10 protein-coding genes are annotated in these 14,704 nt (G+C 35.5%); 3 read left to right on the top strand and 7 right to left on the bottom strand.

The annotated features are described in order from the left end of the window. Positions 1–234: 234 nt before the first annotated feature. Together VB796_RS10860 and VB796_RS10855 are read right to left on the bottom strand one after the other, a co-directional pair. Positions 235–1,149, bottom strand: coding sequence for a carbohydrate kinase (locus tag VB796_RS10860; RefSeq protein ID WP_323346560.1), 915 nt, complete (start codon positions 1,147–1,149; stop codon positions 235–237). A 20-nt stretch (positions 1,150–1,169) separates the two neighbouring features. After that, entirely contained in the window at positions 1,170–1,838 is a 669-nt protein-coding gene (locus VB796_RS10855; protein WP_323346559.1) for a YggS family pyridoxal phosphate-dependent enzyme, read from the bottom strand. Positions 1,839–2,137: 299 nt separating this feature from the next. Here VB796_RS10855 and VB796_RS10850 point away from each other — a divergent pair, with 299 nt between their 5' ends. Further along, on the top strand, positions 2,138–3,124 hold the full coding sequence (locus VB796_RS10850) for a hypothetical protein (RefSeq protein ID WP_323346558.1): 987 nt from the start codon (positions 2,138–2,140) through the stop codon (positions 3,122–3,124). Between the two features lie 122 nt (positions 3,125–3,246). Here the strand turns inward: VB796_RS10850 and VB796_RS10845 are convergent, their stop codons facing one another. The 5 genes from VB796_RS10845 to VB796_RS10825 form a co-directional block, all read right to left on the bottom strand. Beyond that, positions 3,247–4,227, bottom strand: a complete 981-nt coding sequence (locus VB796_RS10845) for a glycosyltransferase (RefSeq protein WP_323346557.1) — start codon at positions 4,225–4,227, stop codon at positions 3,247–3,249. A gap of 19 nt (positions 4,228–4,246) precedes the next feature. Further along, positions 4,247–7,342 (bottom strand): SMC family ATPase, encoded by a 3,096-nt coding sequence (locus tag VB796_RS10840; protein ID WP_323346556.1) that lies wholly within the window; start codon positions 7,340–7,342, stop codon positions 4,247–4,249. A gap of 107 nt (positions 7,343–7,449) precedes the next feature. Then, positions 7,450–7,623 (bottom strand): hypothetical protein, encoded by a 174-nt coding sequence (locus VB796_RS10835; RefSeq protein WP_323346555.1) that lies wholly within the window; start codon positions 7,621–7,623, stop codon positions 7,450–7,452. Further along, positions 7,613–8,125 (bottom strand): hypothetical protein, encoded by a 513-nt coding sequence (locus VB796_RS10830; RefSeq protein WP_323346554.1) that lies wholly within the window; start codon positions 8,123–8,125, stop codon positions 7,613–7,615. Before VB796_RS10830 ends, VB796_RS10835 begins: the two co-directional genes overlap by 11 nt. Before the next feature lie 71 nt (positions 8,126–8,196). Beyond that, a complete protein-coding gene (locus VB796_RS10825; protein ID WP_323346553.1) occupies positions 8,197–9,423 on the bottom strand; it encodes an exonuclease subunit SbcD in 1,227 nt (408 codons plus the stop codon). Between the two features lie 86 nt (positions 9,424–9,509). On the opposite strand from VB796_RS10825, the gene VB796_RS10820 reads away from it, so the two are divergent. Further along, positions 9,510–9,896, top strand: coding sequence for a hypothetical protein (locus tag VB796_RS10820; protein ID WP_323346552.1), 387 nt, complete (start codon positions 9,510–9,512; stop codon positions 9,894–9,896). Positions 9,897–10,266: 370 nt separating this feature from the next. Further along, on the top strand, positions 10,267–14,691 hold the full coding sequence (locus tag VB796_RS10815; protein WP_323346551.1) for a CusA/CzcA family heavy metal efflux RND transporter: 4,425 nt from the start codon (positions 10,267–10,269) through the stop codon (positions 14,689–14,691). Positions 14,692–14,704 lie beyond the last annotated feature (13 nt).

Raw genomic sequence — 14,704 nt, 5'->3', positions numbered from 1 at the left:
GTTAAAATGAATATTTACGTCGATGAAAGAACAATTAACAAACAAAAATTTGGACAACAACTTGGACTTTTCTAAGTTTACAAATAATCAAAAAAGTCAACCTATTTTAGGACGGGACACCAATTAACCAGTAACCAATCTCCAGTAACGAATCAACCAATTTCTAATAACCAGTAACCAATCCCCAGTAACTAATTAACCAGTAACCAATCTCCAGTAACCAATCCCCAGTAACTAATAACCAGTAACCAATTCCAAAATATCAACTTCCTCAATTGGTGGATTTGCTCCTTTGTGTGATGCCACCAAAGCACCTAAAGCACAGGCATAAGTGAGTGCATAATCAATTGATTTTCCTGCCAAATAATTAGTGAGAAAACCTGCCAAAAATGAATCTCCACTACCAATTGTATCCATTACCGTTACTTTGAAGCCTTTTGACTTATAAAAACCTTGTGCAGCCAAAACCATAGCACCGTCGCCACCTTGCGTTACGATGAGCGTTTGTAAAGCAAATTTATCTTTCAATCTTGAGAGTTTTTGCTCGTCACTACCTTCCGTAAATCCATACCAATTCGTAATAATTTCTAATTCATCTTCATTCATTTTAACAATATCAGTTTGGTGTAAAAACGTTTCTACCAATGCTTGTGTGTAATGAGGAGGACGTAAATTAACGTCATAAATTTTTAGCGGGGCAACTTCTAATAAGGCTAACAAGGTATTTTTAGTACGTGTATCTCTGCAAGCCAATGTTCCAAAAATTAATCCTTTTGAATTTTTTACTAAGTCGATTATTTCGGGGGAAATACTGATAAAATCCCATGCTACTGGATGAACGATTTCATAAGTGGCTTCGTGTTTTTCGGATAAAAAGACGTTTACCTTTCCTGTTGGATGCGTTTCGTCAGTTTGTACGAAATCGAGCGTACAGTTTTTTTCCTGCAAAAATGCCTTGATTTCATCGCCTAATTCATCATTTCCAACCCGACTTATGACTACCGACGGAGTTCCTAAATTTTGTAAATGTGTGGCAACATTCATGGGAGCTCCTCCAGGAAGTTTGCCAGATGGTAGCAAGTCCCAAAGAACTTCCCCAAAGCAACAGAAATAATTTTGAGTTAGTGGCATTATCGTATTGATGTTCATAAAAATGGTTATTTACTAAATTATCGACTTCCAAAAATAGCAGAACCAACTCGCACGAGCGTTGAACCTTCTTCGGCAGCAATCATAAAATCACCCGACATTCCCATTGAAATTTCACGGAATTGGAGGGTTTCACTTACTGAATATGCTGATTTCAATGTTTCGAAGAAAGTCTTTAAACTTCTAAATTCTAATCTGATTTGCTCTTGGTCGTCGGTATTGGTTGCCATGCCCATTAATCCAACGACACGAACATTTTTCATGGCTTTAAATTCTTCAGAATCCAAAATTTCACGAGCTTCATCTTCTGATAATCCAAACTTGGTTTCTTCTTGGGCGATATAAATTTGCAGTAAACAATCAATAATTCGGTTATGTTTTGAGGCTTGTTTGTCTATTTCTTGCAATAATTTTAAAGAATCTACCGAATGAATCATCGCCACAAATTCAGCCATGTATTTCACTTTATTGGATTGTAAATGTCCAATTAAATGCCACTCAATATCTTTGGGTAAAACCTCCCATTTTTGCACCATTTCTTGGACTTTATTTTCACCAAAAATTGTACAATTGGCATCGTAAGCAGCTTGTAAGTCTTCTAAAGGTTTGGTTTTTGTAACGGCAATTAATCGGGCAGAAGTACCTGCTAATTCAGCCTTGATTTTTTCTATATTTTCTGCTATATTCATTGATAAATTTATTTTGAAGCCATTGGCTCTTGGCAGTCAGCTTTCTGTTTTTTAGATGGAAAAATTAAGAAATTTCTAAATTATGACAGCTTAAATAATTACAAAATTTTATGAAATATAATCTAAATTAAATTACCGATAACTCATAAGGTTTAGTTCATCGTTACAATTTTTTGCGTTATCAGTTGCAATAACTTAGATTTGTAAAATTAAACATTGTTCGTGGATTATTTTTTTAAATAAAAGACAAGAAAAAGCGTTTTAAATTAACACGACCCATTAAATATAAAAAATCTGAAATGGAGTACAATCCGAATAGACAAAGCGAAAATAAACTAAAAATTGCCGTGGCGGTCTTAGGACTTTTGGCATTGGCATTGGGTTTTTTATATGTTCGTGAACGCCAGAATAACCATAAAGCTGAAGAGATTACTACTTTACAAGCTAAAGAATTATTACAAGCTAACACAAAATTGGATTCAATCGAAAACCAATTGAATAGTAAAATTGTAGAAATTAGAAAGCTCGGTGGCAATGTGGAGGAATTGATGCGTGCAAAAGAACAATTGCAAGCAGACAAAGCATCTTTACAGAAAATGGAAGGATTTTCGGTGAAAAAATATCAATCGAAAATCAAAGAATATATGATTTTATTGGGTCAGAAAGATGTAGAATTAGGCAAATTGCGTAGAGAAAATGGAATTTTAGTTGCCAAAAATGACTCATTGAGTAAAGAAACACAGAATTTATTGGAAGGCATTTCTTATGCCCAAAGAGCATTGAGTGACTCTGCAATGAATTTTACCATCAAGCAAAAAGAATTAGCCGACCGTGCTAAAGAAGTAGAAGCTCGTAACCGTGAGTTGAACGAAAAAGTATCTCAAGCGGCTGCTTTACGGGCTGAAAGTATTAATATTTATGCAATTTCGACAAAAGGTAAGGAAAGTGAAGGAGGCGTTTATCGTTCCAAAAGAGTTGATAAAGTAAGAATCACGTTTTATTTGCAAGAAAATCAAGTGACAACTCGTGAAGCAAAAACAATTTTCCTCCGAATTATCGACCCGTCAGGAGCAACAATTGCTGATATGGCAACGGGTTCGGGAACATTTAATTACAAAAATAAAGAAATGACCTACACGGCAAAGCAGAAGATTATCTACGACAATTCTCATCAATCAGTAGAATTTGTTTATAGTCGTGGCTTGTCGTACAAAGAAGGCAAACACATCATTGAGCTTTACGCCGAAGGTTATAGAATAGGAGAGGGCGTTTTTGAAGTTAAGTAGATTTATTGTTGTTGACAAACAAAGATATTCAGTAGGGGCGAATAGTATTCGCCCTTTTTTATTTGGTCTTTTACCTATTTTAGGCGAATGCTATTCGCCCCTACCAATCAACTACCGTTCTTCTACTCTCCCCAATACAAAAATTTATCAGGTTTTTCAATTTCTCTTGGCGGCTTTTGGTTGATAGTTTTTCCATTCATCACCACCTCATAATACTTCAAATATGCCTCAGCCGTGTGTTTGATAGTAAAATTATCCGCTACATATTCCGAACATTTTTTGTTATCAAAACGCTCAATATCATTGATTTGCGTAATTAATTCCGACTTGCTATTCGACAAAAAACCAACTTCAGGTGTAATCAATTCGGGCAAAGAACCATACGGCGTTCCGAACACAGGCGAACCCATGTATAAACTCTCAATTAGGGCAATTCCAAAAGGTTCGTGCCACAAAACAGGGAATAATAAACCCTTAGAATTGTTCAATAATTGATTCTTCTCTTCGCCACCAACCATTCCGTAAAATTTAATACTCGGGTAGGGCGTAAAGCGAAAACCCATTTTCAAATTCAGTCGAGTACCGCCCAAAACGGCTAATTTATTGTTCGTTTTTCGGGCTAACTCAATGGCTCCTTTTACGTTTTTTAGTCGCCAAGCTGCCTTTGCTAAAAAGTGTAAATGCGTTCTTTTTTGGGTGAAAGTTGGTTTGCCGTAGTCAGGTAAATATAAACCATTATGCACAAAAGCCTCTGAACCATAACGAGTTGCCTGATTTTTAGAAACGAAAATAGTATTCAAATCACAATCTAAATCAAAACTCGGATTTCCCTGCATCATCACGACGTACGGCTTACGAAGCGGATGAACAGGCGTATGGTCGAGGTGAACAATATCAATATCGTCAGGTACTTGCGAGTCAACCGACAAGGTGGGATTATAGACAATAATATCGGCGAAATCACTTTGCGAATTGGCTTGTGCCAAAAAAGTAACTCGATGCCCCATTTGAGTATATTGTTTACCCAACCAGTAAATTATACGTTCTGTACCTCCATATTTACTAACAGGCAATACTGAATTATGGAAAATTAGGATATTCATGAATATTAATTTTTGGGGATTAATTGACCGAGATTAAACTTCCCAATTCCTCATCATTATGAATGGTTAAATATCGGTCAATTTCTTGTTGTAAATCTTCAACGTGTGAGATAATTCCTACAATTCTATTCTCTTTTCTCAAAGATTTCAAGGTTTCAAAAACCACTTGCAATGACTCTCTATCGAGTGAACCAAAACCTTCATCTAAGAAGAAGAAATTATGTTTAGATTCCGTCAATGTGTGAATATTATCTGCCAGAGCCAAAGCCAACGACAAAGCTGCTTGGAATTTTTGTCCACCCGAAAGCGTTTTTAAAAGCCTTGAACGTCCGCCATTTAGTACATCCCGAACCCAAAAACTATTGTCCTCACCCAATTCAAGATGTAATTGTTGGCGAGTCATTTTATGAAAACGGACATTGGCAGCATTACAAAGATTCTGCAAATGTACGCTCGAAACAAAATCAACAAAGCCATTTCCACGAAAAAGCGTTGCCAAATCACTCAAATGTTGCTCACGGATTTTGAGTTTTTCTTGCTCTTTTAGTAATTCAGTTTTTTTCGCTAAATCTTCCTGAGCCTTCTTTAAAAGCCCCCCAATTCTACCTTCTTCTTGCCTTTGAGCATTTAATTTGGTGTTAATATCTACAATTTTATCAGTTACAGCTTTATGTTTTTCAAAGTCATACGTCAAATTAGCATAATCCTTTTGGTACGTTCGTAATTGCTCGGTCAGGTTTTTTAATGTAGCTTTATAATTCTCGATTTCCAGACGCTCAGCATCAATATTTAATGCTTCTTGGAGAATATCGGATATTTTATTTTCAGAATCGAAATTGTTGATAACTAACAGATTTTCAATTTGTTCTTGCGTGTTTTTGAGTTCACTTTGGGCTTCTTTTAATACTTCCGATAATGCTTGTTGACTACCAGCAATGACATTTTTCTCCTGTTCAAACTCTGCTACTTTTTTCTGTGTTGTTTCAAAATCACTTTTTAAGGTTTCATATTGATTTTTGAGCGATTTTATTTTCGACAAAACATCTTCTTTCGACAGATTTTCATAATCTTGAAATTGAACTTTACGAAGTTGCTTACTTAACGTTTCAATCGTGATTTTTAAACCAGAAATCTCATTTTGTAAATTCAATAAAGGTGTATCAATATCTTTGATTTTAGCTTGGCTTTCTTGTTCGAATTTTGCGTCTAAATTTTTGATAAGTATTTCATTATCAGTAATTTGTTTTTGTAAAATTGTAATAGAATTGAATGTTTTTTCAAAGCTTTCACGGTCAGATTTGTCAAACTTTTCCCAGATGAAAAGCTGCTCATGATTTTCAATTTTTGCCTTTATTTCATCCCACTTATTTCTAATGACAGTTTTGTTTTTTTCTAAGTTTGAAATTTCAGAAAAAATCTTTTCAACAGGCATTTGGGCAGCACGTACACGAGACGGCAATTTTTGGAAATCACTAATTTGAGCCTTAATAGCTTGTATTTCTTGTTTAAAATCATGTCCATTTTGTGACAACGCAGGATGATGAATTGCTCCACATAAAGGACATTCTTCACCGTCTTTCAAGTCGGTTGCGTACTGTTGTAAAACGGCTTGTGTGTTAAGATTTTCTAATTTTTCCGTCAGAATTTGTTGCTCTTTTTCAGCATTTTTCAATAAATCAGTAAACGCATTTTCTACGATTTCAGTGGTACAATCCGTTAGAATTTCTAAAGAAAAATGTTGATTGATAGCTGAAATTTTCTCAGTTCTAAGGTCTTGTTGCTTGACTAATTCTTTCTGTAAATTTCCTGCTTCTTCATGCGTTTTTTTCTTGATTTCTTGTAAAGAGTCAGCTTCGTTAAACCATGTCTTGATAGAGCTAAATTCTTGAATATTAGGTAATTCTGATTTTAATTTATCGTTTTCTAAAATTGAATTTTGCTTTTGAGTTTTCAATAAAGCTAACGCTGTTTCTTTCGTTTTTTGTTTTTCTAAACCCCGTTCAATTGCCCCTGATTTTTTGCTTAATTGCGTTTGGTTTTCCAGTATTTCAATGATAATTTCTAACTCTTTGGCTTCCGTTAGAAGGCTTTCCTTTTGGTCGTATTGTGGGCGTAATAATTCAAGTTTTAGTTTATCATCAATTAACAATTTTTCAATAGCAATAAGTTGTTTTTCGTTTTTCTGAAAAACCTCCTGATTTCGTTCAAAAACCACTTTATTCGACTTTTTTAGTTCCAATAAAGACTTGAATTGTCTTGAACAGATTTCGTAAATTTTTAGTGTTTCCTCTTTTTGAGTAAAAAAATCTTTTTTGTCCTCCAAGTCAATTACTTGACTATTAAGGATTTGTATTTTTTCAGTGGCTTGTCGTAGTTCGGTGAGGGCTTTATCAAATTCATTTTCAACTTCCAATTGTTCAGATAGAACTTTAATTTCTTGTCGTGCCAATTTTAAATGAAACTCTTCGTGAGCCACCATATCGGGCGTAGCATCTCCCAATGACACTAATTGACCTTCTAAATTTGAAAGCGTTAATTTATTTTTAGTATTCAGGCTGCCTACTTTTCGACTCAAATCGTACTTATCCAAGTTGAAAAGCTCCTTCATCATCTTGGTTCGGTCATTATCTCTAAGTTCAATAAATTCTTGAAAACGCCCTTGTGGAATAATAATCGTTCGACGAAAATTCTCATAACTCAGTCCAATAACCTTTTCTGCTACATCTTCTGACGTAATTGGACTCCATTCGTCATTGAGTTTTAAGTACGCTTTTCGTTCAAAAGTTTTTACATCTTTAAAGTTTTTTGAATTACGTTTTCCCCGAACCGAAAAGCGATAATGTTGAGCATCTTTTCCTGCCAAACACTCAAAATCAATACTTAAATCATCCGAACGAAGGTTCATCATGTTGTAAGTACGGTCATCGCCTTTGTTGTTTAGGCGTTCGGTATCTCCGTACAAAGCAAAAGTAATGGCTTCCAAAATAGATGATTTTCCACTACCCACCGAGCCAAAAATTCCAAATAAAGCCGCCTCCGTCAGTTGGTCAAAATGAATTTCTTGTTCAGTTTTGTATGAGTATAATCCTTTGATTTTTAGGTATTTAGGTATCATTTTGTTTGAAATTATAAATGTGCTATTGTCAGACAATAGGGGTTTATAAAATAAATCCGTCCTTCATCACAAAGAGAAAGGACGGACTTATTACTTTTTTACGATGATTATACGTTAACTAATACCTTATTATCGTTATTCGATGTAGAGCCTTTAGTCTTCTTTCTATTTTTCAAAAACTCAGATAATGCCTGTTCTATTTCTTTCGTGATTGGCTCAAAATTTCCATTTATGTCCAAGTCAGCCATAGATAATTTTTTAAAATCAATGTTAGTTTTCATCTGGGAAGTATCTTTTAAAGAGCCTAAATGATTCAGGAGTGTCAATTATCATTACATTTCCCATGAATATTTTTGCTCCTAATGATTTTTTATAATGTTCAATCAATTTTGATTTTGAAGTAAAGGAAATGAATCCATCATAGCCTTTTTCAAATGAAGTTTTACAAGCAAATGCTACCAAATTTCCAGCTACTCCATAGTACGTTTTTTCTTTCCCTTTATTAAATTTTGCATTTTCAATAAGGTGCATATAAATAAGGTCGCCTTTGTCTTCAATGCTTATTAATCCATGAATGATGGATGGATTCTCCAATGTGACTAATTTGAAAATTTGTCTTTGTATTTCTGTCGATTCTTTAGTCCAATCAAACTTCCATTTTCCTTTTGAAAACCCTTTGTCATTTGGTAAAAAAGGCAATATGGTAGTCCTAAAACTTTCCCCTGATTTTACATTCTCAATTGAGTTTGTAAGTTTGTCAATTACTTCATTAATAGGTGACATTTATCAAAAATTTAGGTAAACAAATATAAGAAATTACTCTTGAAAATAGGAGATTTATCGAAATTCTATTTTCAATCCTCTTCCCCCTGCACTTCTCTAAATATCGCCATCAAACCCTCTGAAGGTTCTTGTCCTTTCCCGATTTTATGTTGTTTGAAATAGTTAGAAAATAACTCCTCCATACCCATTGTCAAATCAATTTGGATACCTGATTGGGTGTCTGTGTCTTGTGATTTTATCTCTGGAATAATCTGAATTAATCCTTGATGAGCTTCCTGCAAACGTCTTTTGTCGGTTACTTCCAAATAACTTTCAGACACAATCGTGATTTCAACTAAATCATTGATGTGTTCTTCCAACCAAGCTACGGCTTCGTCGATATCGGAGAACTTTCCACGCAAAAGTTTTTTGCCTTTTGTTAGAGCAATGGGTTGATAATCAATGGGTTTGTTGGGTTCTGCATTTAGCAAAACCACAAATTTTGTTTGATTTGCTTCTGCAAAACTATACGCCAAAGGGCTACTTGAATACACAATAGGACATGGATTTTTATCAATAATTTGGTAGCGATGCAAGTGTCCCAAAGCTACGTATTGCGTTTGTGCGGGAATATTTTCAGAGTAAATGGCTGATGCTCCACCTATATGCAGAATCGGTTTTTCATCATCGGGTTCTTCTGGTTGTTCGCCTCCTTTTTTCATGAAAAAGAGGTGACTTGCCAAAATATTAACGCCTTGATTATCAAAATATTTATCGGCTAATTCTTGCCAATGATTTTGTAAATGAACTCTTAATGCCTCTTCTGACTCTTCTGCCCCTAAATCTTTTTTTAAGCGTAATTCGTTGGCATACGGAGTCAATATTAAGCGTAAAGGAAAAGGACTTTCGGGAAGTTTTAATTCCACAAAACCCTTGTCTGTTTTGGTGATTTCCACGCCTGCTTGCGTGCAAAAAGACTTTGTTTCAGTGTTCGGATAACCCACAAAAATAATTCCACAAGCACGAGCCAAAGCATCGGGAACTTCAATTCTTTCTGGAGAATCGTGATTTCCTGCAATGGCAATAATTGCCCGTTTACCATTGTCAGACAAACGGTGTAAAGTGGTATATAAAAGTTCGGTTGCTTCAGATGAAGGATTAAAATTATCAAATAAATCACCTGCCACAATGACCACCTCAATGGCTTCACGGTCTGCTATTTCGCAAATTTCTTCTAAAACCTCTCGTTGTTCGTCCAATCGTGGAAAAGTGTCAAGTCGTTTACCCAAATGCCAATCGGCAGTATGCAGAATTTTCATGTTTTCTTTTAGAATTTCAAGGTCGCAAATTAATGAAATAAGACAAGTAAAGCACACTCAAACAAATAAATCTATATCTTTGCGATGTGAAAAAATATGTTGCCATATCGCTTCTTATCATTTATATGTTTTCAACGACTGAATTGTACCAGACGTTGAAACTACCCTTTTTGATAGAGCATTTCATTGAGCATAAAGAACAAAACAACAACTTAACCCTTTGGCAGTTTTTGTGTATGCACTATGCAGAAGATGATGTAAAATATGCCGATTATGAAAAGGATATGAAACTGCCGTTCAAATCACATTTTCACATGAATTATGCTACTTTTACAGCCGATTTACCTACTCAAAATCTTATATTTCCAGTATTAAGTCCTTTTATTGAAGCTAAAATTGTCAATGGTTATCAACCAACTTTTTTAACGTCTTCGTACCTTTCTTCTATTTGGCAACCTCCCAAATTTTGTTAATCATTTCTTGATTTTATAATTGCTCATGAACATCTATCCTGTTTTTGGGTATCTCTCTGTATTTCATTACGGAATTTTCAACTCTTTGTCGTAGAATAAAATTAGACCATAGATATGTCGGATAAAACAGATTAATCCCTTAACGGAGTTATGATTTTACTTCAATTTTTCGGTGTAAATCTGTTTGGTCAGTCCAATTCTTAGTCTAATTTTATTTTGCGATAAATGGTAGAGAATTCTGTTTCATAATTACTTGACTGTTCACTTTTAGTTATCAATAATTGTTAGGATTATTCTTTTTGTGAAGACTATCTAAATCCAATTTTTGATTGCTGATGTATGACAGCCCAAGTAAAACCATAATATTACTATGCTTAACAAAATCATTCATTTTTCTATCGGGAATAAACTCATTATTGGCTTATTTACGATTGCCTTGATGGTTTATGGTAGTTTTTCATTAACAAAACTTCCGATTGATGCCGTGCCTGATATTACTGATAATCAGGTTCAGGTTATTACTGTTGCTCCGTCTTTTGGGGCAACAGATATTGAACGACTTATCACTTTTCCTATCGAACAGGCGAATAATAATATTTTAGGATTAAAGGAAATTCGGAGTTTTTCCAGATTTGGATTATCCTTAGTAACGATTGTTTTTGATGATGAAACAGATATTTATTGGGCGAGACAACAAGTAACAGAGCGTTTGCAGGAGGTAAAGTCTCAAATTCCTCCCGAAATTGGCTTGCCAAAATTAGGGCCAGTTTCAACAGGTTTAGGGGAAATATATCAATATGTAATCCGTCCAAAAGTAGGTTATGAAAGTAAATATAATCCAACGGAATTGCGTACTATTCAAGACTGGATTGTGCGTCGCCAACTATTAGGTGTAAAAGGTGTTGCCGAAGTAAGTAGTTTTGGGGGAAAGTTAAAACAGTACGAAATCGCTGTCAATCCCAATAAATTACAGTCTTACAACTTAACAATCTCCGATGTTTTTACGGCTTTAGAAAAAAATAATCAAAATACGGGTGGTGCTTATATCGAAAAATCTTCCACTGCCTTGTTCATTCGTAGTGAAGGTTTAATTGGGTCAATTCAAGATATTGAAAACATTTCGGTAAAATCTACACCCAGCGGAACACCATTGTTTGTCAGAGATGTTGCAGACGTAAAATTAGGTTATGCAACTCGTTATGGAGCAATGTGTTACAATGATAAAGGAGAAGTAGCAGGTGCAATCGTAATGATGTTGAAAGGGGCAAATAGTAGCGAAGTAATTCAAAATGTTAAGGAGAGAGTTGCCCAAATCCAAAAAACGTTACCCGAAGGCGTAGTCATTGAGCCATTTTTAGACCGTACCAAAATGGTGAATAACGCTATCGGAACGGTAGAAAAAAACCTTTTGGAAGGAGCGTTAATTGTCATTTTCGTCTTGGTTTTATTTTTGGGAAATCTCCGAGCAGGGCTTTTGGTAGCTTCCGTTATTCCTTTAGCGATGCTTTTTGCTATTATCTTGATGAATACTTTTGGCGTGAGTGGAAATTTAATGAGTTTAGGGGCATTAGATTTTGGTTTAATTGTGGATGGTGCCGTAATTATCGTTGAGGCAGTAATGCACCGTTTGAGCAGTTCTCAGTTAATAGTAAACAGTAAACAGTTATCAGAAGGTAGTCAAACAACGACCATCAACCGCCTTACCCAAGCCGAAATGGATACCGAAGTGAATTATTCAGCCAGTAAAATGATGAATAGTGCAGTATTCGGACAAATCATTATTCTTATCGTTTACCTTCCCATTTTTACGCTTCAAGGTATTGAAGGGAAAATGTTTAAGCCAATGGCACAAACCGTTGCTTTTGCCTTATTGGGTGCATTCGTGTTGTCGCTCACCTATATTCCGATGATGAGTTCTTTGGTTTTGAGCAAGAAAACAAAACATACACCCAATATTTCAGATAGATTAATGGGCAAAATTGAGCAAGCGTATCAGAATACTTTAGCTAACATTTTAGGACATCCCAAAATGGTTTTAAGTACCGTTATTGGTTTGTTTATTCTTGCTATTTTTATGCTTACAACTTTGGGAGGTGAATTTATTCCTGCTTTAGAAGAAGGCGATTTTGCCGTTGAAACAAGAGTTTTGACAGGTAGTAATCTTGCTACAACCATAGAAAGTACCCAAAAAGCAGCTCATATTCTAAAATCGCAATTTCCAGAAGTTGAAAAAGTAGTTACAAAAATTGGTAGCGGTGAAGTGCCAACCGACCCAATGCCGATGGAAGCCAGCGATATGATGGTCATTTTGAAGGATAAAAGCGAATGGACTTCGGCTGAAACTTTCAATGAATTATCTGTGAAAATGACTGAAGCCCTCGAAGATGTGCCAGGAATTACCGTTGGTTTTCAGTATCCAGTTCAAATGCGTTTTAATGAATTGATGACAGGAGCGAGGCAAGACGTAGTTTGTAAAATATTTGGCGAAAATTTAGATACTTTGGCTCTGTATGCTGATAAATTGGGGAAAATTATCAATACTGTTCAAGGTGCAAAAAGCCTCTATGTTGAACCCGTAACGGGAATGCCACAGCTTATTATTGAGTACAAACGTGAAATGATTGCTCAATATGATTTATCAATTGCCGATATTAATCGAGTGGTGAATACGGCTTTTGCAGGACAAAGTACGGGCTTGGTTTTTGAAGGAGAAAAACGTTTTGATTTAGTGGTAAGATTAAATACCGAACAACGTAGAAACTTGGAAGACGTACAAAATCTCTTGATTCCAACGCCACAAGGCACACAAATACCGCTTTCTCAATTGGCAAATGTAGAAATTAAGAATGGACCTAATCAAATTCAGCGGGAAGATGCCAAGCGTAGAATTGTAGTCGGCTTCAATATTCAAGACCGTGATGTACAAAGTATCGTAACGGAATTGCAACAAAAAGTAGAGGCTAAACTGAAATTTCCAACGGGATATTATGTCACTTACGGTGGTGCATTTGAAAATCTCAATGCCGCCAAACAACGTTTAATGATTGCTGTGCCTGTTTCGTTGATTTTGATTTTTGTTCTGCTCTTTTTTGCTTTCAATTCCGTAAAACAAGGTTTATTGATTTACTCAGCCATTCCACTTTCTGCCATCGGAGGAATTTTCTTCTTAGTATTGCGTGGTTTGCCTTTTAGTATCAGTGCGGGCGTTGGTTTTATTGCCCTTTTTGGGGTTGCGGTATTGAACGGAATCGTTTTAATTGCTGAATTCAACCGACTCAAACATGAAGGTATGACCGATTTGAAAAAGATAGTTTTGGAAGGAACAATGCTTCGTTTAAGACCTGTTTTGATGACTGCTTTTGTGGCTTCATTGGGCTTTTTACCGATGGCGATTAGTAATGGGTCAGGAGCAGAAGTTCAACGCCCATTGGCAACGGTGGTGATTGGTGGATTGTTATTAGCAACCTTCTTAACGCTGTTTGTTCTACCAATTTTATACATCATTTTTGAAAAAGGCGTGAAACCATTAGACCTAAAAACAACCACGAGCATTGTTATTTTATTGACTTTATTTTCGTTGAATAATAACATCAACGCTCAAAACTCCCCTCTCCAACGGAGAGGGGCTGGGGGTGAGGTTATAACTTTACAAACTGCCATCAACACTGCAATAAGCCATAATTTAGGTGTAAAAAGTGAAAAATTAAGAGCCAATTATCAAGAGCAACTCATCAAAACGTACCATAATTTGCCAACTACTAATTTTGTAGGTGATTTCGGACAAAACAATAGTATCTATTTTGATAATCGTTTAGGAGCTTCGCAATCGTTTAGTTCTCCCAAGGTGTATGCTCGCCAAAAGGACTTACTTACAGAAGAATGGAAAGTGGTGGCTTTGGGCGTAACACTCAGAGAAGCAGAGTTGAAAAGAGCTGTTTCCGAGACATTCTACTCGCTCGTTTATTGGAACGAAAAAGAAAAATTACTACTCAAAATTGATACGATTTACGCCGAATTTCTCAGAAAAGCTGATTTACGTTTAACAAAAGGCGAAACCAATATCTTAGAAAAAACTACTGCTGAAACGCAAAGAGGCAACATCAATCTGCAATTGAAATTAGTTCGTCAGGAAAAAGAAGCCACTAAAATTCAGTTCCGATTATTACTCAATACTGATACAGACTTAGAACCAGACGTTAAAGATTTTAAAATAAAGGATATTTTAACGGCTGACGGCACCGCAGTTTCCGAGCATCCATTACTTAAAATATATAGTCAGCAGAAGCAATTGAGTATTGCCAATACGGCTTTGGAAAAAACTAAATTATTGCCAGATTTTAACGTAGGGCTTTTTTCAAGTACAATTAGAGGTGTTGGTTCAGATAATGAATATTATTCTTTGGGCAGTCGTTTTACCTCCGTCCAAGTTGGCGTAAATGTTCCGATTTTTAAATCTGCTACGAAGGCAAAAATTGCGGCTTCAAAAATGTACGAAGAAGTTGCAGAAAGTTCTTTTTTACAGCAAAAACAAGCACTTGAAAAGGAATTTCAAAAGGCATTTTTGATGTATCGGAATAATTTGGCAACCATTCAATATTACGAAAAACAAGTCTTGCCAAACGCTACCCAGATTATTCAAACTGCCAATAAGCAATTTACCAACGGAGATATTAATTATTTAGATTGGGTAATGCTCACCAACCAAGCCATTGATATTCAGGCAAATTATATTGATGCTATCAGAGAATTGAACCAAAGCATCATTCACATCAATTATTTAACATCAAGAAATTAAGAAAGGACAATAT

The organism is Arcicella sp. LKC2W (assembly GCF_034931005.1).
In the GTDB taxonomy this organism is placed as follows: domain Bacteria; phylum Bacteroidota; class Bacteroidia; order Cytophagales; family Spirosomataceae; genus Arcicella.
This window is presented reverse-complemented; position numbering and strand designations above follow the sequence as displayed.

Excerpts from the sequence above, each read along its gene's own strand:
- VB796_RS10860 (WP_323346560.1), bottom strand. The coding sequence starts at position 1,149 with ATGAACATCAATACGATAATGCCACTAACTCAAAATTATTTCTGTTGC.
- VB796_RS10830 (WP_323346554.1), bottom strand. The coding sequence starts at position 8,125 with ATGTCACCTATTAATGAAGTAATTGACAAACTTACAAACTCAATTGAG.
- VB796_RS10845 (WP_323346557.1), bottom strand. The coding sequence starts at position 4,227 with ATGAATATCCTAATTTTCCATAATTCAGTATTGCCTGTTAGTAAATAT.
- VB796_RS10815 (WP_323346551.1), top strand. The coding sequence starts at position 10,267 with ATGCTTAACAAAATCATTCATTTTTCTATCGGGAATAAACTCATTATT.
- VB796_RS10850 (WP_323346558.1), top strand. The coding sequence starts at position 2,138 with ATGGAGTACAATCCGAATAGACAAAGCGAAAATAAACTAAAAATTGCC.
- VB796_RS10855 (WP_323346559.1), bottom strand. The coding sequence starts at position 1,838 with ATGAATATAGCAGAAAATATAGAAAAAATCAAGGCTGAATTAGCAGGT.
- VB796_RS10840 (WP_323346556.1), bottom strand. The coding sequence starts at position 7,342 with ATGATACCTAAATACCTAAAAATCAAAGGATTATACTCATACAAAACT.
- VB796_RS10835 (WP_323346555.1), bottom strand. The coding sequence starts at position 7,623 with ATGAAAACTAACATTGATTTTAAAAAATTATCTATGGCTGACTTGGAC.
- VB796_RS10825 (WP_323346553.1), bottom strand. The coding sequence starts at position 9,423 with ATGAAAATTCTGCATACTGCCGATTGGCATTTGGGTAAACGACTTGAC.